The 19,617-nt window shown below is 67.2% G+C and carries 23 protein-coding genes; 9 read left to right on the top strand and 14 right to left on the bottom strand.

What is annotated here, in order from left to right; genetic code table 11:
• Positions 1-18: 18 nt before the first annotated feature.
• Positions 19-1,509: an MATE family efflux transporter gene (locus P1L40_RS09105; protein WP_284011019.1), complete on the bottom strand. Its 1,491-nt coding sequence runs from the start codon at positions 1,507-1,509 to the stop codon at positions 19-21.
• A 100-nt stretch (positions 1,510-1,609) separates the two neighbouring features.
• On the opposite strand from P1L40_RS09105, the gene priL reads away from it, so the two are divergent.
• Positions 1,610-2,698, top strand: a complete 1,089-nt coding sequence (gene priL / locus P1L40_RS09100) for a DNA primase regulatory subunit PriL (protein ID WP_284011018.1) — start codon at positions 1,610-1,612, stop codon at positions 2,696-2,698.
• Here the strand turns inward: priL and P1L40_RS09095 are convergent.
• Positions 2,695-2,904 carry a DUF7472 family protein gene (locus P1L40_RS09095; RefSeq protein ID WP_284011017.1) on the bottom strand — a complete coding sequence of 70 codons (210 nt, stop codon included), beginning with the start codon at positions 2,902-2,904 and terminating at the stop codon, positions 2,695-2,697. The genes priL and P1L40_RS09095 overlap by 4 nt on opposite strands.
• Before the next feature lie 125 nt (positions 2,905-3,029).
• On the opposite strand from P1L40_RS09095, the gene P1L40_RS09090 reads away from it, so the two are divergent.
• Entirely contained in the window at positions 3,030-3,671 is a 642-nt protein-coding gene (locus tag P1L40_RS09090; protein WP_284011016.1) for an SWIM zinc finger family protein, read from the top strand.
• A 29-nt stretch (positions 3,672-3,700) separates the two neighbouring features.
• Here P1L40_RS09090 and hjc read toward each other — a convergent pair whose 3' ends face one another.
• The 4 genes from hjc to nirK form a co-directional block, all read right to left on the bottom strand.
• Positions 3,701-4,219 (bottom strand): Holliday junction resolvase Hjc, encoded by a 519-nt coding sequence (gene hjc / locus P1L40_RS09085; RefSeq protein ID WP_284011015.1) that lies wholly within the window; start codon positions 4,217-4,219, stop codon positions 3,701-3,703.
• A gap of 42 nt (positions 4,220-4,261) precedes the next feature.
• A complete protein-coding gene (locus tag P1L40_RS09080) occupies positions 4,262-4,879 on the bottom strand; it encodes a cell division protein CdpA domain-containing protein (RefSeq protein ID WP_284011014.1) in 618 nt (205 codons plus the stop codon).
• Between the two features lie 60 nt (positions 4,880-4,939).
• The gene (locus P1L40_RS09075; protein ID WP_284011013.1) at positions 4,940-5,683 is read right to left on the bottom strand and encodes a DNA polymerase sliding clamp; all 744 of its coding nucleotides are present in this window, start codon (positions 5,681-5,683) and stop codon (positions 4,940-4,942) included.
• A gap of 97 nt (positions 5,684-5,780) precedes the next feature.
• Complete coding sequence (gene nirK, locus P1L40_RS09070) at positions 5,781-6,866, bottom strand: copper-containing nitrite reductase (RefSeq protein ID WP_284011012.1); 1,086 nt, start codon at positions 6,864-6,866, stop codon at positions 5,781-5,783.
• A gap of 181 nt (positions 6,867-7,047) precedes the next feature.
• Here nirK and P1L40_RS09065 point away from each other — a divergent pair, with 181 nt between their 5' ends.
• The gene (locus P1L40_RS09065) at positions 7,048-7,332 is read left to right on the top strand and encodes a DUF7967 family protein (RefSeq protein ID WP_284011011.1); all 285 of its coding nucleotides are present in this window, start codon (positions 7,048-7,050) and stop codon (positions 7,330-7,332) included.
• Positions 7,333-7,414: 82 nt separating this feature from the next.
• On the opposite strand, the gene P1L40_RS09060 is transcribed toward P1L40_RS09065, so the two are convergent.
• Entirely contained in the window at positions 7,415-8,563 is a 1,149-nt protein-coding gene (locus P1L40_RS09060; protein ID WP_284011010.1) for a S26 family signal peptidase, read from the bottom strand.
• 64 nt (positions 8,564-8,627) lie between these two features.
• Entirely contained in the window at positions 8,628-9,461 is an 834-nt protein-coding gene (locus P1L40_RS09055; protein WP_284011009.1) for a hypothetical protein, read from the bottom strand.
• Between the two features lie 311 nt (positions 9,462-9,772).
• Between P1L40_RS09055 and P1L40_RS09050 the strand changes: the two genes are divergently transcribed.
• From P1L40_RS09050 to P1L40_RS09040, 3 genes are all read left to right on the top strand, one after another.
• Entirely contained in the window at positions 9,773-10,366 is a 594-nt protein-coding gene (locus P1L40_RS09050) for a DUF7344 domain-containing protein (protein ID WP_284011008.1), read from the top strand.
• 3 nt (positions 10,367-10,369) lie between these two features.
• Complete coding sequence (locus tag P1L40_RS09045; RefSeq protein WP_284011007.1) at positions 10,370-11,071, top strand: hypothetical protein; 702 nt, start codon at positions 10,370-10,372, stop codon at positions 11,069-11,071.
• Positions 11,072-11,191: 120 nt separating this feature from the next.
• Positions 11,192-11,983 carry a 23S rRNA (uridine(2552)-2'-O)-methyltransferase gene (locus P1L40_RS09040; RefSeq protein ID WP_284011006.1) on the top strand — a complete coding sequence of 264 codons (792 nt, stop codon included), beginning with the start codon at positions 11,192-11,194 and terminating at the stop codon, positions 11,981-11,983.
• On the opposite strand, the gene P1L40_RS09035 is transcribed toward P1L40_RS09040, so the two are convergent.
• The 5 genes from P1L40_RS09035 to P1L40_RS09015 form a co-directional block, all read right to left on the bottom strand.
• Positions 11,984-12,679: a queuosine precursor transporter gene (locus P1L40_RS09035; RefSeq protein WP_284011005.1), complete on the bottom strand. Its 696-nt coding sequence runs from the start codon at positions 12,677-12,679 to the stop codon at positions 11,984-11,986.
• Positions 12,669-12,845, bottom strand: coding sequence for a ribbon-helix-helix domain-containing protein (locus P1L40_RS09030; RefSeq protein WP_284011004.1), 177 nt, complete (start codon positions 12,843-12,845; stop codon positions 12,669-12,671). Before P1L40_RS09030 ends, P1L40_RS09035 begins: the two co-directional genes overlap by 11 nt.
• Before the next feature lie 70 nt (positions 12,846-12,915).
• Positions 12,916-13,377, bottom strand: a complete 462-nt coding sequence (locus tag P1L40_RS09025; RefSeq protein WP_284011003.1) for a hypothetical protein — start codon at positions 13,375-13,377, stop codon at positions 12,916-12,918.
• A gap of 4 nt (positions 13,378-13,381) precedes the next feature.
• Positions 13,382-13,750 carry a hypothetical protein gene (locus tag P1L40_RS09020; protein ID WP_284011002.1) on the bottom strand — a complete coding sequence of 123 codons (369 nt, stop codon included), beginning with the start codon at positions 13,748-13,750 and terminating at the stop codon, positions 13,382-13,384.
• A 164-nt stretch (positions 13,751-13,914) separates the two neighbouring features.
• On the bottom strand, positions 13,915-16,098 hold the full coding sequence (locus P1L40_RS09015) for a twin-arginine translocase subunit TatC (protein ID WP_284011000.1): 2,184 nt from the start codon (positions 16,096-16,098) through the stop codon (positions 13,915-13,917).
• A 131-nt stretch (positions 16,099-16,229) separates the two neighbouring features.
• On the opposite strand from P1L40_RS09015, the gene tatC reads away from it, so the two are divergent.
• Genes tatC through P1L40_RS09000 form a run of 3 tightly spaced genes read left to right on the top strand, consistent with a single transcriptional unit; the run spans position 16,230 to position 18,730 of the window.
• Positions 16,230-17,870, top strand: coding sequence for a twin-arginine translocase subunit TatC (gene tatC, locus P1L40_RS09010; protein WP_284010999.1), 1,641 nt, complete (start codon positions 16,230-16,232; stop codon positions 17,868-17,870).
• Entirely contained in the window at positions 17,863-18,495 is a 633-nt protein-coding gene (locus P1L40_RS09005; RefSeq protein ID WP_284010998.1) for a histidine phosphatase family protein, read from the top strand. Before tatC ends, P1L40_RS09005 begins: the two co-directional genes overlap by 8 nt.
• A 37-nt stretch (positions 18,496-18,532) precedes the next feature.
• Positions 18,533-18,730, top strand: coding sequence for a hypothetical protein (locus tag P1L40_RS09000; RefSeq protein WP_284010997.1), 198 nt, complete (start codon positions 18,533-18,535; stop codon positions 18,728-18,730).
• Here the strand turns inward: P1L40_RS09000 and larE are convergent, their stop codons facing one another.
• Entirely contained in the window at positions 18,731-19,594 is an 864-nt protein-coding gene (larE, locus tag P1L40_RS08995) for an ATP-dependent sacrificial sulfur transferase LarE (protein ID WP_284010996.1), read from the bottom strand. It abuts the gene before it with no gap.
• Between the last annotated feature and the right edge of the window lie 23 nt (positions 19,595-19,617).

Below are 19,617 nucleotides of genomic sequence, written 5' to 3'. Positions count from 1 at the left end.
GACGAAAGCGAGCGTCACTCAGTCCGTCGTCGTGCCGGACTCCGCGTCGGGCTGTTCCGCCGGTTTCTCGCCGACGACCGACTCGTCCCAGTTCCCGACGAGGAACCACACCGCGACCAGCGCCGCCGCCGCGACGTGTGAGAGCGCGATCCCCCACCAGACGCCGCCGGCGGCCATCCCGAGGACGGTGATAAACAGGTACGTCGGCGGGATGCGAAAGAGCCACTGGGAGGCGATCGAGAAGCCAAGCGCCGTCCGGGTACTCCCTGCACCGCGGAAGGCGGCGTTGAGCAGGTGGAACAGGCCCATGAACACGTAGGTCGGGCCGATGATCCGGAAGTACTCAGCACCCATCGTGAGGACCGCCGGGGCGGTCTTGGCCGGATCGAGGAAGGCGGTGACGATCCCGGCGGCGAAGGCGTAGGCCGCCAGGCTGGCCGCCAGGAACACCGCCCCGCCCAGTCCCGCCGCCAGCAGGACTGACTTCCGTGCACGGCCGGACTGGTCGGCCCCGAGGTTCTGGCCGACCGCCGTCTCGACGCCCTGTGCCAGGCCGACTGCCGGGAGGTAGACCAGCGTGTTGATGCGGTTGCCGACGCCGTAGGCCGCGACGGCGTCGGTCCCGACCAGCGCGACCAGCACCGTCATCCCGGTGTAGGCAAGCGAGTCCGCCGACCGTTCCAGCCCCGCTGGCCCGCCGACATCGAGGATCTTCCAGACGGTCTCGCGGTCGAGCCAGAGGTCCGATAGCGCGATGTCCAGGCCCAGCCGGCCCGAAAACAGGAGCCAGAAGCCCGCAAGCGCCGCCCCGCCGCGGGCGACGACGGTCGCGATGGCCGCGCCGGAGACACCCATCCCGGCAAAGCCCGTGGCGGCGTACAGCGACGCCTCCAGCCCCTGGAGCCCGGCCAGCGAGAAGACGACGTTGTCCTGGAACCCGAGGACGAGAAACGGGTCCAGCACGGCGTTTGCGGCGACGCTGCCCAGCATCAGGTACATCGGGGTCGTCGTGTCGCCCCAGCCCCGGAGGATGGCCTGGAAGGCGAACGCGCCGAACATGAAGGCCGTCCCGGCGAAGACGATCCGGGTGTACTCGACGGCCATGACGTGGATCGCCGAGCCGGCGGTCGTCCCGATGTAGGGCAGCAAGGTGGGTGCCGCGACGTAGCCGACCGCCGAGAGCGCTCCCGAGACGAGCGCGGTGACGGCGATAGTCTGGCCGGCCACCTCCCGGACTCGGTCGTCGTTGCCGGCCCCGCGGTGCTGGGAGACGAGGACGGTGCCGGCGATGGTCAGCCCGCTGCCCAGCGAGATGGTCAGGAAGATAAAGGGCAGCGAGTACGTCAGTGCCGCGACTGCCTCGTCGCCCAGGCGCCCGACGACGAACGTATCGACGAGGTTGTACGCGACCTGCAGCAGTTGGGTGCCAACGAGTGGCAGGGAGAGTTTCAACAGCGGCACCAGCAGGGGGCCGTCTGTCAGGTCGACGGACCGGTCCAGATCGCTCACGTGCTGTCTCGACCGAGCACTCGTGACGTGATAATTCATCGGGATTTGATCGCGGTCGGTGACGGCAATTTTATTCGGGCCGGTCCGCAAGGGGCCACAGATGCAACCGCTCCACGCACGCTACCCGTTCATGGCCGCCGCCCGGGAGGCCGTCGAAGCCGCGGCGGTCGATCTGGGCGAGGTGGTCGCGACCGACGAGGCAGTCGTCGAGCGCGCGCTGGAGCGGGTCCAGTCGGCGATCACGAACCGGACCGTCGGCGAGCCACACCGACAGACGCGGGTCGAACTCCTCTCGTACCCGGTCGCGCGGGTGCTCGTGTCGCTGGTCGACCAGCACGTCTGTACCCGGAAGTACGCCGAAGCCGAGGCGGAGACTGCCTACGACCGCTTCGTCGAGGCGTTCGAGCGCACTACGGAGCTCAAATCCACACAGGGATCACAGGTCTCCCTGCGGGACCTGCTCGCGGAGTTCGACCTCGGGAGCGTCGTCCACGAGCGCTCCGACGGCTACTGGATCGAGGTCGGGCCGTACCTGGAGATGGCGGCCGACCAGCGCGGCGACGAGTGGCGCCTTGTCAACCGCACGCTCGCGGACGGCCGCGTCGCGATCACGCGGGCCGAACTCCACGTCCTGCTCAAGCAGGCGATCCGCCACCGCGTCGAGGACGGACTCCCCTTCGACGTGCCCGACGCGATCGGGCAGGAACTCACCGACGAGGCCGAACAGATTCGGGAGGTGTTGTCCGAACTCGATCTCACTCGCGAGATCGACACCGTCGTCCCGGAGCTGTTCCCGCCGTGTATGAAGGCACTGCTCGACCAGGTCCAGAAGGGCGAACACCTCGAACACCACTCCCGCTTCGCTATCGCGACCTTCCTCGTGGGGATCGGGATGACGACCGACGAGATCGTCGAGCTGTTCCAGGTCAACCCCGGGTTCGGCGAGGAGGCCACCCGCTACCAGGTCAACCACATCCGCGGGGAGACCAGCCCGACGGAGTACTCGACGCCGGCGTGTTCGACGATGCAGTCCTACGGCGACTGCGTGAACAAGGACGACCTCTGTGAACGGATCGCCCACCCGATGGGCTACTACGAGCAGAAGCTCGACGACTCCGAGGACGACGAACTGACCGACTGGCGCGACGAGCAAGACGAGGGCGGCGACGAGGACGCGGCCGACGCCTAGAAGTTCTGCCGTTCCAGCCAGAGACCGGCACCGAGCATGAACACGACGAAGACGCCGATCGCGGTGACGATGCCGATACCACCCTGCGGGTCGAGGCCGCCGTTGGTCCCGTACGTACTGGAGACGTAGACGGTCGCAGCGACGAAGAGCGCGAGGGCGATAGCCGAGATAACGATCTGCACGACGGTCTCCCGCTCGATATCCATGTCCTGCGGTTCTGCTGGCCCGGGCAAAAGGGTGTCGAAGCGCCCGAGTGGCCGAGACACTTAGGGCCGTCGAGCACCTATATTTCGACTGGACACACCCCAGAACACAGCCGTGTCCGCCTCCCATGACGCTACTCACGCCACCCGACGACACCGATCGGACTGCACTCGCACCGGACCTCCGTTCGCTCACCGACCGGGCCGCACGCGCCTGGACCGAGCGCATGGCCGTCCGCGAACTGGGCGACGGCGAGTACGCCGTCACGACCGACAGCGGCCACACCTACGTCGTCGACCTCCCCGACCGGTCCTGTAGCTGTCCCGACCACCGTATCCGGGGCGAACACTGCAAGCATCTGCGCCGGATCGCCATCGAGATCACCGCCCGCCGCGTTCCGGCGCCGGGCATGCAACGGGCCCGCTGTGACGCCTGTGGCACCGAGACGTTCGTCGACGAGGAGGTGCCGGCTCCCCACCTCTGTGAGACCTGCCGGCTCGACCCCGGCGACGTGGTCCGGGACCGCGAGACGGGCAAGCGCCTGGTCGTCGTCCGGGTCACCGACGACCGCGCGGACGAGCGGATCATCGAGTCGACCGGCCGCTCGGTCGCCGCTCACGAGACCAACGAGGGGTACCCGGCGACGGATCTGGTCGTCGACGCGGTCTACCTCCCCGCGGCCGTCCGCGAGGAGTCGCCCCGGGAGTACGCGTTCCCCCACTCGCGTCTGGAGCGGACCGACGCGCAACTGCTCGATTTCCTCGACTGAGCGAGCCCACTGATCCCGCCTGCGCCCACTCAGTCGAGCATCTCGGCCGCCTCTTCCGTCGAGAGGTCGCCGCGCTCGAACGCCGCGAGGATGTCGAGTGTCGCCTGATCGGGGCCCTCATCCCCGACAGCGTCGAGCGTGACCTTCTCGGAGTGGCCGACGAACTCCTCGAAGTCGGTGCCCTCGGCGATCGCCTTCTCCTTCTTGACGCGGTAGTTCCCGCCGTCGGTCGTGTAGAGGTCGCCCGGATGGAAGAAGTACCAGTCCTCGCGGTCGAAGCGGACGCCGATGCGGGGTTTGGCGCCGAAGTTCCGCGCGAAAAAGAGCAGCGCCTCGACCTCCTCGCCGGTGAGATAGATGGGGTCGCCGGCGCTGGACTTGGCCTCGATAGCGTAGAACGTCTCCCCGTCGCCGGTCAACACGTCCGGCAGTTCGCGCTCGGTGGCGCTGCCGCTCGCAGGCGCCCGCATCACCGCGAAGCCGGCCTCGTCGAGTTCGTTGACGAGTTCCCGCTCGCGGCGGTCACCCTTCGCGTTCGAGTTTGCCATTGTCGAGTGGTCGGTCGTCGGCGATAAAAAGGACTCGCGCTCTCAGCGGTCGTCGTCGGTCCGGGACCGGAGTTCCTGAACGACCTGCTCGGTCTCGCCGCCGTCGCCCCGAACCGCCCGGGCGTAGCGTTTGTACTCCTCGGGGGAGACCTGCACCGTCTCGGTGCCGCCCTCGTGTTTCAGCTCCAGGCGGACCGTCCCGCCGGGGGTGTTGCGGATCCGGAAACTCGCCATCGCCGTGAGGACGAACCACAGCGCGAGACAGCATCCCAGAAAGTACGCCATCGTCGTCTCGAAGGCCAGCGTCTCGGCTCCGTTCGTCCAGCGGGCCGGGTACGCCCGGACGAACAGGCCGATCCCGACCAGACAGCCGGCGCTCCCGAGGACGACGCCGAGTTGCTGGCGGCGCGACGAGGGGAGGACGGCGACGACCGAGAGGAACAGCGCCGGGATGCCAAGCCCGCCCAGAACGCCGGCGAGTTTCTCGGCAGCCCGGACATCGGTGACCCCCAGCACCGCCGACAGCGATGTGGTCACGACGAGGATCGCAGTCACGAGCGCGCCGACGCCGGCGACCCCGAGGACGACCCCGGCGGCGATCCGCCGCGGGTCCCGGCCGTTCCAGCGGCGTCCTCCGTACGCATCCCCGAGATTCTCCATGGGGAGGCTTTGACGCTCCCACCACAAAACGGTACGTCAGACAGTCGCAAGACGACTGCGCTACTCGCTCTGGATACGCGGCGCGAGCATGTAGGTGACCCGGCCGTTGCCCTCGGCGAAGTTGAAGTGCATCTTGACGGGGAACTCCTCGCCCAGTTCCATCTCCACTTCGGCGTCTTTGGGGATGGCTTTGTTCATGTTTTTCAGATAGTCCAGCGAGAACAGCGAGTGGGCGTTCCCGACGGTCAGATCGATGAGATCCTCCTGAGTGAGTTCGAGGTGTACGTCGTCGGTGTCGCCCTCGGCGTCGACGTAGAACACCTCGTCGGTCGTGTCGACCCCCAGCGCGATGTGGTCGCTGACCATGTCCGCCGCGGTGACGGCACGGTCGATGTCACGGCCCTCGATGACGATGTGGGCCGAGAGGTCCAGGTCGGGGAGGTCGGGCTCCTGGCGGATCGAGTCGGGGTCGATCAGCGCCAGCGTGTACTCCAGGCCGTCGATGGCGATGTGGAGCTTGCGTGTCTCCTCGTCGAGTTCGAGGTGGACGAGCTGGCCGGCGTCGGCCATCCCCGCGATGTCTTCGAGCCGCGAGAGGTTCACGCCGATGATCCCCCCGTCCGTCTCGTAGGACTCGAAGGCCGCCGCGTCCAGTCGCAGATCGACCATCCCGACGTTCGCGGGGTCGACCGCCCGGATTTCCAGCCCGTCGTCCTCCAGGTGGATCTTGCACTCGTCCACCAGCACGCTCACCGAGTCGAGAGCCGCCTGGAGCGTGTCTGCGCTCACGATGGCGTTGAACATCTTGGGCCGAGCTACGCCCCCATCCGTTAAAAAGCCGGCTATCGTACCCGCGTGCGCGCAGGCGCTCGGGCGCCCAGACCGCCGGTTCGCTGTCGGGTCAGGCCTCCGGTTCGAACACCTCGGGGTTCTTGGGGCCCTCGCGGTTGATGACCGCGAGCATCCCCTTGCGAGCGACCCGCGAGAGCGCGTGGTCGACGAGCTTGATCGGTCCGGGCACCTCGGCGTGCAGCGTCGCGATGGCACACGAGCCCGGTTTGACGGGCGTCGTCTGGACGAACTTGTTGGGCGCACTGGCGACGGCGCCCTGTTGCCAGACCTCGTCCCACACCGAGCCGATGGGGTGGAAGCTCGAATCGAGGTTCGGCCCGCCGGTGACGAAGTACACCCGTGCGGTCTCGCCGGTCCCTATCGACGGCGAGCCGTACCGGTCGGGCGTGATAGCGTACTTCTCACCGTTCATCAGGACGTAGGTCGGGTCCTCGGCTTTCATCGACTCGATGTCGAAGTCGTGGTGGCCCTCCTCTCCGGCCTCGCCTTTGGTGTACAGTTCGTGCTGGCCGAAGTAGAACTCGTGGTCGACCTCGGGCAGCCCGTCTTTGGGCTCGACGAGGATCATGCCGAACATCCCCGAGGAGATGTGCATGTCCATGTTCGGGACCGCACAGTGGTAGATGAACGCCCCGGGGTAGGTGGCCTTGAACCGGAAGGTCTTGGTCTGGCCCGGCGTCACCATCGAGGCCTCCGCGCCGCCGCCGGTCCCCCGGACCGCGTGGAGGTCGATGTTGTGGGGCATCGAGTTGCTCTCCTCGTTGGTGACGGTCAACTCGACGGTGTCGCCACGGCGAACCCGGATCATCGGTCCCGGCACCTGGCCGTCGAAGGTCATGTACGTGTACGTGACCCCCGGTTCGACCTCGGCGACCTGCTCTTTGGTCGTCATCTCGACCGAGTGGGTCGTCGGCTCCGACCGGCTGATCGGGTCGGGGATGTCGGTCGGGTCCGCGGCGATACGGTCAACGTCGGTGGGTTTGGCTTGGTTCATGGCTGGCTCGACAGGCGTGGTGCGTTCGGCGGTCGGTTCCTCGTCGGTGCCGGGTGCCTGGGCACAGCCGGCGACCGCTGCGGTGCTGACACCGAGCGCCTGGAGCACCCGGCGCCGCGTCGCCGTCGGGATGGATGACATCAGTGTGGGCCTCCGTACACGTTGGTCTGTGTCGCCGTGACACATATACCGAGAACCCTGCTCTCAGGGCGTGAGAGGCGTTTTCAGGCGACGAGAAGCGGCGGGAACGTGTTCGGGCGCTTTTTAATATCTCCGTTCCCCGCCCGGTATCGACTTGGCACTCGCTACCGAAGGGCCGCGTATGGACGAGGAAACTGACGACCGTGTCCAGGTGTGGCTGGTCGAGCGCACCTACTCCGACGACGAGCAGAACCTCATCATCCTCACCTATGCGACCCCCGACGGCGAGCGGTACTACCGGAAAGAGCGGGCACTCACCTCCTTCACCGACGTTCGTGACACGACGGCGGCCGTCGAGACCGACCCCGAGAACCTGGGCGCGGTCGGGGACGACGACCTCCGCGAGCAGTACGCCGCCGAAGCCGAGCGGATGGCACAGGTCCACGACCCCGAGGACGTGATCTGAAGACGAGGAGCGGGCCGGCGCCAACACCGCCACTGACCGCTTCGACGGATTGCCGGCCGGTGACAGCGGTCTCGACTGTCCGCTATCGGAAGCGGCCCACTAGACCGTCCGTCGGTTGCGATCTCTCCCGCCGTCGGCGACGGAGGCGACTTCTGCCGATGATGCTGCTCCCGATCAGATAGAACGGGACGACGATCGCGCCGAGCGTGCCGATCGCCGGAAGCCACGGGTGCTCGCCGTGGAGTTCGGTCAGCAGCGATGCCGGGAGTACTGCAACGTACCGGTGTGTGGTGAGCAGCCGCTGGTAACTGCCGGTATCGGCCGGTGCGTGCAGTGTGACAGTGACCTCACGGCGACTCTGTGGCGGAACCCGGACGACCCGATCCGACACGCCGACCCCGTCGCCGGGGACGAGATAGACGACGTTCGGGAGGTAACTCGGGTTCCTGAGCTGTCGCGTCCGGGTCGTCGACTCCCCGGCAGGGACGATGTCCGCCCGTTCGGAGTCGAAGCTCGAACTGATGATCTCCGTCTCCGTCGTGCCGCCCTGGACGACTGTCGGGACCGTCAACCCGACCGCCAGGACGAGCGCACAGGCGGCGACGAGTATCCGCGGATCCAGCCCCTGCGAGCGGCTCCGATCCGTGTCACGGTCCCGCTCGTCGCGTGTGCCGTAGACGCTGTCGAATCCGAGGTACCCGAACGCTGCCGCTGCGACTATCGTCAACAACCCTTCCGTTCCCAGAAACAGCTCGGTACCGGACCAGCGAGCGAGTGTCAACTGGGCCCCCTGGACCGCGTCTCCGACCACACCGATACCGGCACCGAGTCCGGGGATTGCGACCACCCAACCGTTGATCTGGAGCACCTCCGCGACAACCTGGTGGTCCCCCACCGGCGGCTCACCGGCCGTCTGATCGGTGATCGCGTTCGCGTCCCCTCTGGTGATGTACCCGTCCTCGGTGGTCCCGACGACCCGGTGTGTGGTCAACCCACCATCCTGAATCTCCTCGGCCTCGAAGACGATCACGTCGCCCGGCTCCGGTGGTCCGGTGAGCGCGCTGGGGATCGCGACGAACCCGTCGTCTGGTTCGAGCGCCGGATCCATGCTCCCGGTCCGAACGAACCCGAGCAGGACGGGTTGTCCGAGCAGTTGCCCGACAAGCAACGCTAAGACGACGAGTACGAGTACCGTCTCGGCTGCGTTCGTGATCCCCTCCTGTATCGACATGGGCTTCCTTTCACCCCCTTTGATTCCACACTCCGTCGGTACAACGGAACACCGTCGGTGTGGATCAGCCGCCAGTCGTCGGGTTAGCCGCGACATCGGCGCTGACGACGAGGTTCCCCGAGAGGTCCGGCGTCCCTTCGCCACCACGCGTATCGACCTGCAGCGACACGTAGATCGCCTCACCCGGCGGAATCCCTTCGTTCCCGCTGACGTTCCCCTCCTGGAAGCTCAGCGCCTGATCGTTGTCCGGTGACCCGGTCGTCTCGTCGAACTCGATCGCACTGGTCGCGACGGCGCCGTCGGTCCGCGTGTTGTCGTCGCTCGGGCCGCCCGACTCGGCGATCTCGCTGGCGTGGCCCTGTAGGTACAGCGCCGCACCGTCGTCGTCCCCGTCGGCGTTTCCGTCGTCGCCGTTGTTCGTGAGTTCGTACCCGATCTGGATGTCGAGTGTCTGGCCGCTCTGGTTCCGGACGACGAACGCCGACTGGTCGATATCCGAATCGGGGTCCGACGGTGCGTCGTCGGGAACGAACGGGGTGCCGGCACCCGCCGCCGCCGGATTCGTGTCGTCGTCGTAGAGGCTCTCGAAACTGACGTCGGTGCCGCTGGCGTCGTCGTCCATGGCACCGATCTGGTACCGGGAGTCGTCGTTCACGCCGCTCCCGTCGGCACCGTTTCCGTCGAAGTCGATCTGGAGTTCGCCGCCGGCGACCGTGAGCCGCTCGCCGGCTCCGGGTGCGCCACCCTCGTCGAGTTTGATGTACGCTTTTTCGTCCGTCACGACGCCCACGTCGCCGTTCCGGCCCAGCCTGGCGGCCGTGAACGCGCCTGTACCTGATCCAGCCGCCCCGCCGGCGGCGAGCGATCCGAGTCCGATGAGGAACTTTCGTCGGTCCATCTGTTGTCACCGCCCGCAGTCACCCCGCGAGCGTATCCGCCACTGTGTCCCAGAGGGGTGTCGTTATACAGGCGTGTTCGTGGGGCGAAACAACCGATTTCGTCGGTCGAGCGGTCGAAACGCCACCCCTTCGGCCACGCGCACTAGGTGGTTAGTACCGACCCGGACTGACGCGTCGAGTGCCGACACGGTCCCGTTTTCCGCGGTTTCGCCACCTCAATGGTCCATTGAGCTCCGGTTTTGCGGGTTAATAGTCACTGGGTATTAATGTACAATGGGTTGACTGCTCGGGTGACGGGGGTCGGGGGTCGATGCAAGAGATTACACAGTTCCAACACACGGACGAAACGAGGGCAAACAGGGCGGCCGGAGAGATCGACAAACTGTTCGATATCATGAGCAACAGCCGGCGACGTGCGGTGTTCCACTATCTCAAACAGGGTGACAGAACCGCCGTCGAGATCAGCGAGGTCTCCAGGCAACTGGCTGCCTGGGAGTGCGAGATCGAGCCCGAACAGGTCTCCTACAACGACCGTCACTCGATCCACACCTCGCTCCGGCAGTTCCACCTCCCGAAGATGGAAGAGGGCGGCCTCGTCGAACTCAACGACCAGGGTACCTGTGTCACCCTCACCGAGGCCGCCAACCAGATGGACATCTACGTCGAGACCGTCTCTGAAGAGGAGGTCCCGTGGTCGACGTATTTCCTCTCGCTGTCGGCCGTCCTGGGGATCGGGATCGCGGCGGCGACCCTCGGCGTCCAGCCACTGGCCCTGTTACCGGCCCAGGAGTGGCTCGTCGTGGAGTCTATCGCCTTCGCCGTCTCTTCGCTCGTGTTCTGGTCCAGCCAACAGGAAGATCTCCTGGGGGCCGGCAACGCTCCCCCACTATTTTCGGAGCAGTGACCCATGCACAAACTGTTCGTTCTGGCGGTGCTGGGGGCGCTCGTTGCCAGTACGCTCTCGGTCGGGACCGGTGGGTTCACCGCCGGACAGCTCTCCCGGCCCACCACCGTCGATGTCATGTCCGACGACCGTGCCGCACTTGGCTACGACGCCCACTGTCGGGGCGTGGAACTGCTCGTCACGGTCACGAACCGGGGTGTCGGGGGTGATCTAATGCTGTCCGTGTTCGTTTCCGGGACCGAGCGACGGGCGACGGTCGGTCCCGCGGAGTCCGCGACACTCCGGTTCGTCGACGCCAACCCAGGCGATACGGTCACTGTCCGGGCACACAACGAGGGAGGCGGGCTGGCGATCGAACTAGAACGGTCCGTCCCCGAGGACTGCCGGGACCGGCGTGCGATCAGTTGGATCGCTTTCTGCGGTACCCCGCCGACAGCCCCACCAGTGGTCACGGCGACGGACGACGACGGTCCCACTGCAGTCCACTGGTCCGACACCGGCGACGGTGAGGTGGTGTACAAGGCCGGACCGACGGTGTACAGTACGACCGACGACGGCGTCCTCCGTAGCGGACAGGGGGCTCCAATCGAGAGCGCACGCGGCGGCGGCGAGTCGGTCTCGACTCCCTGTCCCGTCGTGACCGACGCCTCGGGCACGAAGTTCGAGTACAACACGTCGACCGAGATCTTCGAGTCTGAGCGTTGAGACACATCCGGCGGTCGCCACTACTGTGCTCGTCCCGGGGTGAGTCGGCACCCATTTCAGCGTTGATAGCCTCGGGTCCCGTATGAACGACCGTTCGTCCAAGCACCGGGGTGTCTCCTGATGTCTGGCAAAGACGACTACTACAACAGAGCGAAACAGGAGGGGTACCGCGCCCGCTCGGCCTACAAGCTCCAGCAGCTCGACGAGACCGCCGGACTGCTGGGCGAGGGCCGGACTGTCGTCGACCTCGGGGCGGCGCCCGGCGGCTGGCTCCAGGTCGCGGCCGAGCGCGTCGGCGAGCGGGGCACCGTCGTCGGCGTCGACCGCCAGCGCATCGACCCACTGGACGACCCCGATCCGTCCGTCGAGTACGTCCGCGGGGACATGACCGACGACAGCACGAAAGCCGAGATCCGCGAGGTCGTCGGGGCTGACGACGGCCAGGGCGGCCCGGTCGACGTGGTCCTCTCGGACATGGCGCCCAACATGACCGGCGAGTACGACCTCGATCACGCCCGTTCGGTCCACCTCGTCCGGCAGGCCTTCGACGTGGCGACCGACCTGCTCGACGCCGGCGGGGACTTCGCCGCGAAAGTGTTCGACGGCCAGGACCTGGACGACCTGATCGCCGACATCGAACCGGAGTTCGAGTACGTCCGCGAGGTCCGCCCCGACGCCTCCCGGGACTCCTCCTCGGAGCTGTATCTGGTGGCGAAACACCGCCTGACAGCGCCGGTCCGGGAGGGCGACGTGGTCGAGGTCACCATCGAGGACATCGGCGAGGAGGGCGACGGCATCGCCAAGGTCGAGAACTTCACCGTCTTCGTCAGCGGCGTTGAGGACGGCCAGACCCTCGACGTGCGCATCGACGACGTGAAACCGCGCTACGCGTTCGCCCAGCCCACCGAGTAGCTACTGGACGACCGAGGCCGAGCCGAACTCTCGCTGCCGGACGAGGCCGACGACGGCGTAGACGAAGGGCGTATCGACCACCGCGATGGCGAGTTTCAGCAGGTACTGGCCGACGATCAGCGCCAGCGCCTCGCTGGGCGGGACCCCCTGGAAGACGACGAAGCCGACCGAGATGAAGATGATCGTGTCCAGCAACTGGCTCGTGGCCGTCGAGCCGATGTTCCGGAGCCAGAGCTGTTTCGGGCCGGTCCGCCGGCGGATGGCGTGGAAGACGAACACGTCCCAGTTCTGGCTGACGACGTAGGCCGCCAGGCTGGCGACGACGATGCCGGTGCTGGCGCCAAGCACCGACCGGAACGCCGCCGGATCGACCGGCTGTGCGGCCGCCGGCAGCCCCGGCGCGAAGATAGTGCTCCAGACCAGCCCCAGCAGGACGAAGTTCATCGCGAAGCCGACGTTGACCAGCACCGTGGCCGCCCGCCGGCCGTACAGTTCAGCGTAGCAGTCCGAGGCGAAGAACGTCAGTGCGTAGGCGAGCGCCGCCCCGGGGAGCACGAGCGTCTCGCCGGCCAGCGGGACCCCGAAGGGCAGCCCGAACGCGAGCAGTTTCGAGGCGGTGACCTGCGCGACGACCAGCGCCGTCACGAACAGGCCGATCAGCGCGACCCGTGCCGGCGAGCCGTCCTCACTCGTCATCGTCCAGGCGGCCGTGGCGAGCGTCGATGTCGTCCAGTACGTCGAGTGTCTTCCGGACCGAGGCACGGATCGCGTCGCTCCGGTTGACGAACTTCCCGTCGTCGCCGACGTGTTCGTCTAGATCGTCCAACAACTCCGCGGGCATCTCGACGCTTATCTTGGGCATATCTGAGGAATATCGTCGGCGCCCTTTATTGTTTCTCGAACGGTCCGTGCCGCGGGGACAGTGGACACCGCTACAGAAACAGGAGGAAGTACGCGAACACGAGCAGGATGCCACCGACGAGGAAGTTACCCAGCGCCTCCTGGCGCATGCGTTTCCCGAGCCCGAGGTCGGGGTCGTCGGTGACGACGAACTTCGGGGCGTCGCCGGCGTCGACGACGGCGGTGGTCACCGCCTCGTCGGGCGCGGACGCGGCGTCGACGCCTGCGTGCCCGGCCACGCGAACGGCCCCGTCGGCGTCGATCCGGTACTCCCTGTACCAGCGTTTACGGCTCGCGACCGGCTGTACCGATGTCTCCCGGTCGAGGAACTCGCCGATGAACGCCGGTGGGTGATCGCCACCCTCGACCTCGAACTCGTCGCCGCTTGTCAGCACTACGTCCGCGTCCGACGGTTCGATGTAGGCGGTGCCGGTGCCGTCGTCCAGGACGAACGGTTCGAACTCGGTGGCGGAGTATTTGGTGTTGCGTCCCACGCCCTCACTCCCCTCCCTCGTTGCCGGACGGGTAGTACTCCATGACCTGGACCTGGTAGGCGACACACTCGGTGTCGGTCAGCGGAGCGGTGAGGGGTTCCTCGACCGGTCGCGCGTCCCCGACGAGTTCCACCGGGGCCGACCGCCCGCCGAGCGATCCGACCGCCGTCTCCTCGACGGAACGCGAGGTGATCGCCCTGAACACCGCCTGCAACCCCCAGAAGACGAACCAGAGCCCGGCGGTCCCCACGAGGGTCCCCCAGAACCCGAAGTCGGTGACCACCGAGACACCGACCACTGCCAGGAGCCAGACCACGACCCAGCGTTTCCAGTCGTCGTTTACGTTCCCGGTGTTGGCCAGCATCTGATCCATGCTAACATCTCACTATCACGTACGTGACACCCGACCGTCTTTTATCCACTGGTTCGTTCAGCGGGCGTGGTGTGGTCGTGACGGCGGTCGGAGACGACATGTCGCGTCGTGTGGAGAAACCCGGTGTCCGCGTGAACACGGTCGGCGTGGCTCGCGACCGTCGCTCAGTCGGCCGGTTCGCTCCGCCGTTCGGAGGTCCGTCGGCCACCGAGCGTGTACACCCACAGAACGCCCAGTCCGAACAGGTACGCCAGTGCCGTCGGGATGCCGACGATGAACATGGTGAAGATGCCGTTTGGCGAGAAGATCGCCGAGACGGCGACGATGGCGATGACGACCTCCCGCCAGCGAGTGTACATCGTCTCGAAGGGGACGATCCCGCCCTTGTGGAACAGGAACATCGTCACCGGGATCTCGGCCAGCAGCCCGATCCCGACGGTGAGGAAGAACACGAGCCAGCCGAACTTGCTAACCCGGTAGGCGATCACCATGTTGGCCTGCAACTGGTCGTAGGCGATCGCCGAGATCGTCAGCGGCGCGAAGTAGAGGAACCCGAGCAGGCTCCCGCCGATGAGCGCGCCAAACAGCGTCCCGCCCCAGACCGCCAGGATGTTGCGGTTCCCGACGACGAAGCCCCGCTCGCGCAGCGCCGGCCACGCGAAGTACAGCAGGACGGGGATCACCGCGACGGCCCCGACGATCGTCGAGAACTTCACGATGAAGACGAGGTGCTCGACCGGGTGTAGCGTGACGATCCCCACGTCGTCTGCCATCTCCGCCGGGAGCCGGCTGACGAAGGTGCGCTGGATCTCACCGATCCCGCCCTGGTAGAGAAACAGGAAGGCAGCGCCCATCACGGCACCGAAGACCCCCAGGATCCAGAACGACTTCGAGGCGATCGAGCTGAAGATGAACTGCAGGTCGTAGTAGTACCCGCCCACGTCGTCCTCGGTGGTCTCGTCTTCGGTGAAGGCGTTGAGCATCCCCGCCGTGGTCGAGGTGACCACGTCGTCCTCCTCGGCCTCGCCCTCGGTGTCGGCGGCCTCGCCCTCGCCGTCGTCCTCGTTCGCCATGTCCCAGCGATCGAGGACGAGCTGGGCCTTCTCCTCGTCGCCCTCGGACAGCGCCGTGTCGGCGTGGCCCAGGGCCTCCTGTTCGGTCATCTCCTCGAAGACTTCCGGCGGCGCGACCTTGATCGCCTCCGCGTTGAGTTCGTCCACATCGATCGCGGTCGGGTCGCCGTGTCGGTCCGGTACCGTCCGGGCCGACAGCGCCCGCAGGACGTGGACGTAGAGGACGGCGATCCCGCCGACGAGGCCGAACAGGACGCCAAACAGTGTCGCGGTCCCCTCGACCGAGAGGCCAAACAGCGCCGGCGGCTGGACGTTCCCGGTCAGCCGTGTCGAGTACTGGGCGGCGAACGCCTCGGCGGCCTGGACGTACTGGAAGGCCGGCGAGGACAGCAGGTAGTACATCGCGGCCCCCGACAGGAGGCTCCCGCCCAGGATCGTGTTCCAGTTCGAGAGCCCGACCTCGCGGGTGCTGACGAGTTCGCTGGACCGTCGGAACAGGACCGCGACCTTCGCCAGCGCGAGGCTGATGCCGTAGAGGCCACACAGCGGCGCGGCCCACATGATCTGGGTGAACGGGTCCGGCGGCGAGAACAGCGCGCCGAAGGCGAAGATCCCCATGACCGCGTAGCGCCACTTGTCCCGGAACGTCTCGTAGGGGACGATCTCGGTGTAGGAGAGGACCGTCATCAACAGCGGCAGTTGCGCTGCCAGGCCGAAAGAGACGGCCAACATGAAGACGAACTGGAACCACTTGACGATGGAGTACTGCGGCGTGAACCCGGCGTCGAAGGCGTCGCCCGCCAGGAAGTTGAACATGATCGGGAAGAACAGTTCGTAGGCGTAGGCGACGCCGGCGGCGAACAGGACGAGGCTGATCGTCACGAACGACAGGAGCTTCCAGGCGGGGATGTGTTCGGCCGGCCACCACCCACGGCGGCGGAGTCCGTCACGGCCGAAATAGATCAAAAGCGGCAGCGACATGAGGATCCCGACGACGGCACCGATCTTCACCTGGAGCAGGATCACGTCGAAGGGAGTGACGGCGACGATGCTGGTCGCCTCCTGTGTGGTCAGGTCCATCTGGGAGTACAGGAGGTCCTGGCGCAGGCGGTCCCAGACGCCGTACTGGAGCCCCATGATCGTCCCGATCATCCCGACGACGAAGACGATAAACACCTTCTGGAGGTGTGTCTGGGCGCTACTGAGCATCGCCCCCAGTGTGGCACGGCCGCTCTGGACCGTTTTGACGGTATCCTCGTCGATCGCGCTCGCCATCTCCCCTGGGTGTAGCCAATTGTGCGTTATCAATTTATTCATCCCACCAGCACGAGACGGCCCTCGCGGAACGGCTCGCCGGGGGACCTCGAAAAGAAAGTTTACAATCACCTCCCGCTAAACCCCTCCAGATGCCGGACGGCGACGACAGCGACGAAGAGCGTGGGCCCACAGAGCCGATGCTGTCCGACGACGACACGGACAGGCTCCCCGAAGCCGACAGAGAGGGAGCGCTGCCGTCCGACGAGGACGGAGACAGGCCGGTCGGTGCCGACGGCGGCCCGGCCGACGCCCCGGTCGGCGGCGACGAGGCGACCGCCGGAGCACACGCGCGGCCGGCCGAGCCGGCGACGCCGCTGTTCGAGCGCGACCCCGACGACGTGGTCGCCGCGACGCCGGCCGACGTGCCGACCGACTGGGGGATGCCCGCCTCGCCGACGGCCCACACTTCCTACGGCGGCGAGAACGTCCCGACGCCGGGCGACAGTACGCCCGCCCCGGACCCCGACGCGGACTTCGACTACGGCGAGGAGGGCGCGCCCGACGACCAGGAGATGCCCCTGGCCGACCACGTCGAGGAGATGGCGATGCGGCTGTTCGTCGTCGTCGGCGTGATGGCCGTCGTCACCGTCCTCGCGCTCCCCTCCTCGGACCAGTTGATCAACTTCCTGTGGTACTCCTTCCTGGACGGCCCCGCCGAGGCCTGTGGCCAGTTCGTGGCCAACGCCCAACCCGGCGGTGAGAGCACCGTCGCCGGCGCCGACTGTCCGCACGTCTACAGCCCGCTCGCGCTGATCCTCGCCCGCCTGAAGGTCTCGTCGCTTGTGGGCCTGATCGTCGCGCTGCCGGTGTTCGTCTACGAGACGTACCTGTTCATGCGGCCGGGGCTGTACCCCACGGAACGGCGGTACTACCTCGCGGCGGTGCCGACCAGCCTCGTGCTCGCGACCATCGGCGTCGCCTTCGCGTACTTCCTCGTCCTGCGGGCGATGTTCGACTACTTCATCACCTACTCGGATCGGGCCGCCGACCTCGCGTTCGGCCTGGGCGAGACGTTCAACCTCATCATCCTGATGCTCGGGTTCTTCGCCATCGTCTTCCAGATCCCGCTGTTCGTGATGCTGGCGATCATGATGGGGGTCACGACCCGCCAGTGGCTCGAAGACCGGCGGCTGTACTTCTGGGGTGGGTTCGCCGCCATCGCGTTCGTCTTCAGCCCCGACCCGACCGGGATGGCGCCGCTGATGGTCGCCGTGACGATGATCGGCCTGTTCGAGGGGACGCTCCTGCTCCTGCGCTGGACCCAGGAGAGTTCGCCCATCCCGACCGCCGAGGAGGCCGCGGCACAGCGCCCGCTCGCCTGGGTCGTCGCCGGCCTGGCCGGCTACGTCCTCAGCCCGGCACCGGTGCCGACGGGCTACTACCAGCAACTCCCGACGGCGGTCACCAGCGCGCTCGACAGCGTCGGCCTCGCACCGCCCCTGCTCGTGGGTGGGAGCGCCATCGTGGCCTTCGAACTGCTGGCGTACGTCAACAAGAACTACATCGTCAACATCCGCGTCTGGCGGACGCTGCGCCGCGTTCGGCTCCCGGTCTGGGGGACAGCCATCGTCGTCGGCTACCTCTCCAGTGCCGACCCGACGCTGTTCCGCCTGGTCAACCAGGTGAGCCTGACGCCGACGGCGGCCGTCGCGGTCACCGGCGTGCTCGTGATCGCCTTCGAGGCCGCGATCCTCGCCGGGAAACGCCGGGGGGCCGCGACCGATGAGTGACGCCGACGCCGCGACCGTCCTCGTCGCGCGCCACGGCGAGACCCACTGGAACCGCGAGAGCCGGGTCCAGGGGTGGGCGCCGACCGGTCTGACCGACCGCGGTCAGGAGCAGGCCGCGGCGCTGGGCGAGGCGGTCGCCGAACGCTACGCCGTCGATCGGATCGTCTCCTCGGACCTGCAGCGGACCCGCGAGACGACGGCTGGCGTCCTCGACGGCGGGTCGGACCTACCGGACCCGGCGTTCGACGCCGACTGGCGCGAACGCGGGTTCGGCGTCCTCCAGGGGTTGCTCGCCGAGGACCTCTTCGAGCGGTACCCCGCCCACGACGACGGCGACAGCGTCTCGGCGCTGCCGGCCGCGCCCGAGAACGGCGAGACCGTCGCGGGCTTCCGTGACCGCGTCCGCGATTCGTGGACACGACTCGTCCGGACCGTCGAGCCCGGCGAGACGACGCTCCTCGTGACCCACGGCGGCGTCATCAAGGTCCTGCTGGCGACCGTCGACGAGCGGTCGCTGGACGCGGCGCTTGCGGCCCACTCCCAGGACAACTGTGCGGTCAACGAGGTTCGCGTCGCGGACGACCGGACGACCCTCGTCGCCGAGGAACTGACCGACTGGCGCTGACGAACGCTTATCGGGCTGGCGCGTGTCTGTCGAACAAATGGGACTTTTCAACAAGATCGGCCGGAACGTCGAACAGTTCAAGCAGACGGCCACAGACGCCGCCAACGAGCAGGCCGACTACGAGTGTCGCGCGTGTGGCTCGCGGCTCCACACCGACCACGAGGAGTGCCCGGAGTGTGGCGCGAACGAGGTCTACCCGGTGGACGACTCGGAGAGCGAGGACGACGAGGCGTGACTACTCGACGCTCGGGTAGTCGGTGTCGAACACGTCCGCGACGACATCGTCCTCGCTCTCTTCGGGGCTGACGCTCCCGGTCTGGTAGCCGTGCAGGTCCAGCGTGACGTGGTCGAACCCGCAGTCCTCGACGTGGTCGCGCGCGGCCCGGACGAAGTCTGGGTCGAGCGCGGTCTCCAGTTCTTCTTCGCCGACCTCGATGCGGGCCAGGCCGTCGTGGTCGCGCACTCGGAACTGCTCGAACCCCCAGGTACGGAGCAGTTGCTCGGCTTTCTCGACGCGGGAGAGGCGGTCCTCGGTCACCTCAAGTCCGGTCGGGATCCGCGAGGAGAGACAGGCCATCGACGGCTTGTCCGCCACGGAGAGGTCGTACTCGCGGGCGATCTCCCGCACCTCGGACTTGTCGATGTCGTGTTCCAGCAGCGGGGAGTAGGCGTCCAGTTCCTCGACGGCCCGCAGGCCGGGCCGGTGGCCCTCGCCAACGTCGGAGGCGTTGGTGCCGTCACACACCACGTCGATCTCCAGTTCCCGGGCGCGGTCGTACATCGCGCCCAGGCGCATCGACCGGCAGTGATAACAGCGCATCTCGTCGTTGCTGACGAACTGCTCGCTGTCCAGTTCGGAGAACTCGACGATCTCGTGGCGGATGCCGATCTCCTCGGCGACCCGGACGGCGTCGTCGAGTTCGGCCGCGGGCAACGTCTCCGATTTCGCCGTGCAGGCGACGGCGTCGTCGCCGAGCGCGTCGTGGGCCAGCGCGGCGACGACGCTGGAGTCGACACCGCCGGAAAAGGCGATCACCACGCCGTCCTGCTGGGCCAGGTCGTCCCGGGCGGCGGACGCCTTCGTCGCGACTGAGGACATTGCCGTTCGTTTCGTCTGGACGG

The sequence above is a fragment of the Haloarcula pelagica genome (assembly GCF_030127105.1).
In the GTDB taxonomy this organism is placed as follows: Archaea; Halobacteriota; Halobacteria; order Halobacteriales; family Haloarculaceae; genus Haloarcula; species Haloarcula pelagica.
Note: the sequence above shows the minus strand (reverse complement) of the source record. Positions and strands in the feature narration are given on the sequence as shown.

Bases quoted from the DNA above. Each gene is read 5' to 3' on its own strand.
- P1L40_RS09015 (WP_284011000.1), bottom strand. From the start codon at position 16,098: ATGGCGAGCGCGATCGACGAGGATACCGTCAAAACGGTCCAGAGCGGC.
- P1L40_RS09050 (WP_284011008.1), top strand. From the start codon at position 9,773: ATGCAAGAGATTACACAGTTCCAACACACGGACGAAACGAGGGCAAAC.
- P1L40_RS09020 (WP_284011002.1), bottom strand. From the start codon at position 13,750: ATGGATCAGATGCTGGCCAACACCGGGAACGTAAACGACGACTGGAAA.
- priL (WP_284011018.1), top strand. From the start codon at position 1,610: ATGCAACCGCTCCACGCACGCTACCCGTTCATGGCCGCCGCCCGGGAG.
- larE (WP_284010996.1), bottom strand. From the start codon at position 19,594: ATGTCCTCAGTCGCGACGAAGGCGTCCGCCGCCCGGGACGACCTGGCC.
- P1L40_RS09040 (WP_284011006.1), top strand. From the start codon at position 11,192: ATGTCTGGCAAAGACGACTACTACAACAGAGCGAAACAGGAGGGGTAC.
- P1L40_RS09075 (WP_284011013.1), bottom strand. From the start codon at position 5,683: ATGTTCAACGCCATCGTGAGCGCAGACACGCTCCAGGCGGCTCTCGAC.
- hjc (WP_284011015.1), bottom strand. From the start codon at position 4,219: ATGGCAAACTCGAACGCGAAGGGTGACCGCCGCGAGCGGGAACTCGTC.
- P1L40_RS09035 (WP_284011005.1), bottom strand. From the start codon at position 12,679: ATGACGAGTGAGGACGGCTCGCCGGCACGGGTCGCGCTGATCGGCCTG.
- nirK (WP_284011012.1), bottom strand. From the start codon at position 6,866: ATGTCATCCATCCCGACGGCGACGCGGCGCCGGGTGCTCCAGGCGCTC.
- P1L40_RS09095 (WP_284011017.1), bottom strand. From the start codon at position 2,904: ATGGATATCGAGCGGGAGACCGTCGTGCAGATCGTTATCTCGGCTATC.
- P1L40_RS09060 (WP_284011010.1), bottom strand. From the start codon at position 8,563: ATGTCGATACAGGAGGGGATCACGAACGCAGCCGAGACGGTACTCGTA.
- P1L40_RS09000 (WP_284010997.1), top strand. From the start codon at position 18,533: ATGGGACTTTTCAACAAGATCGGCCGGAACGTCGAACAGTTCAAGCAG.
- P1L40_RS09065 (WP_284011011.1), top strand. From the start codon at position 7,048: ATGGACGAGGAAACTGACGACCGTGTCCAGGTGTGGCTGGTCGAGCGC.
- P1L40_RS09045 (WP_284011007.1), top strand. From the start codon at position 10,370: ATGCACAAACTGTTCGTTCTGGCGGTGCTGGGGGCGCTCGTTGCCAGT.
- P1L40_RS09090 (WP_284011016.1), top strand. From the start codon at position 3,030: ATGACGCTACTCACGCCACCCGACGACACCGATCGGACTGCACTCGCA.
- P1L40_RS09030 (WP_284011004.1), bottom strand. From the start codon at position 12,845: ATGCCCAAGATAAGCGTCGAGATGCCCGCGGAGTTGTTGGACGATCTA.
- tatC (WP_284010999.1), top strand. From the start codon at position 16,230: ATGCCGGACGGCGACGACAGCGACGAAGAGCGTGGGCCCACAGAGCCG.
- P1L40_RS09055 (WP_284011009.1), bottom strand. From the start codon at position 9,461: ATGGACCGACGAAAGTTCCTCATCGGACTCGGATCGCTCGCCGCCGGC.
- P1L40_RS09005 (WP_284010998.1), top strand. From the start codon at position 17,863: ATGAGTGACGCCGACGCCGCGACCGTCCTCGTCGCGCGCCACGGCGAG.
- P1L40_RS09080 (WP_284011014.1), bottom strand. From the start codon at position 4,879: ATGGAGAATCTCGGGGATGCGTACGGAGGACGCCGCTGGAACGGCCGG.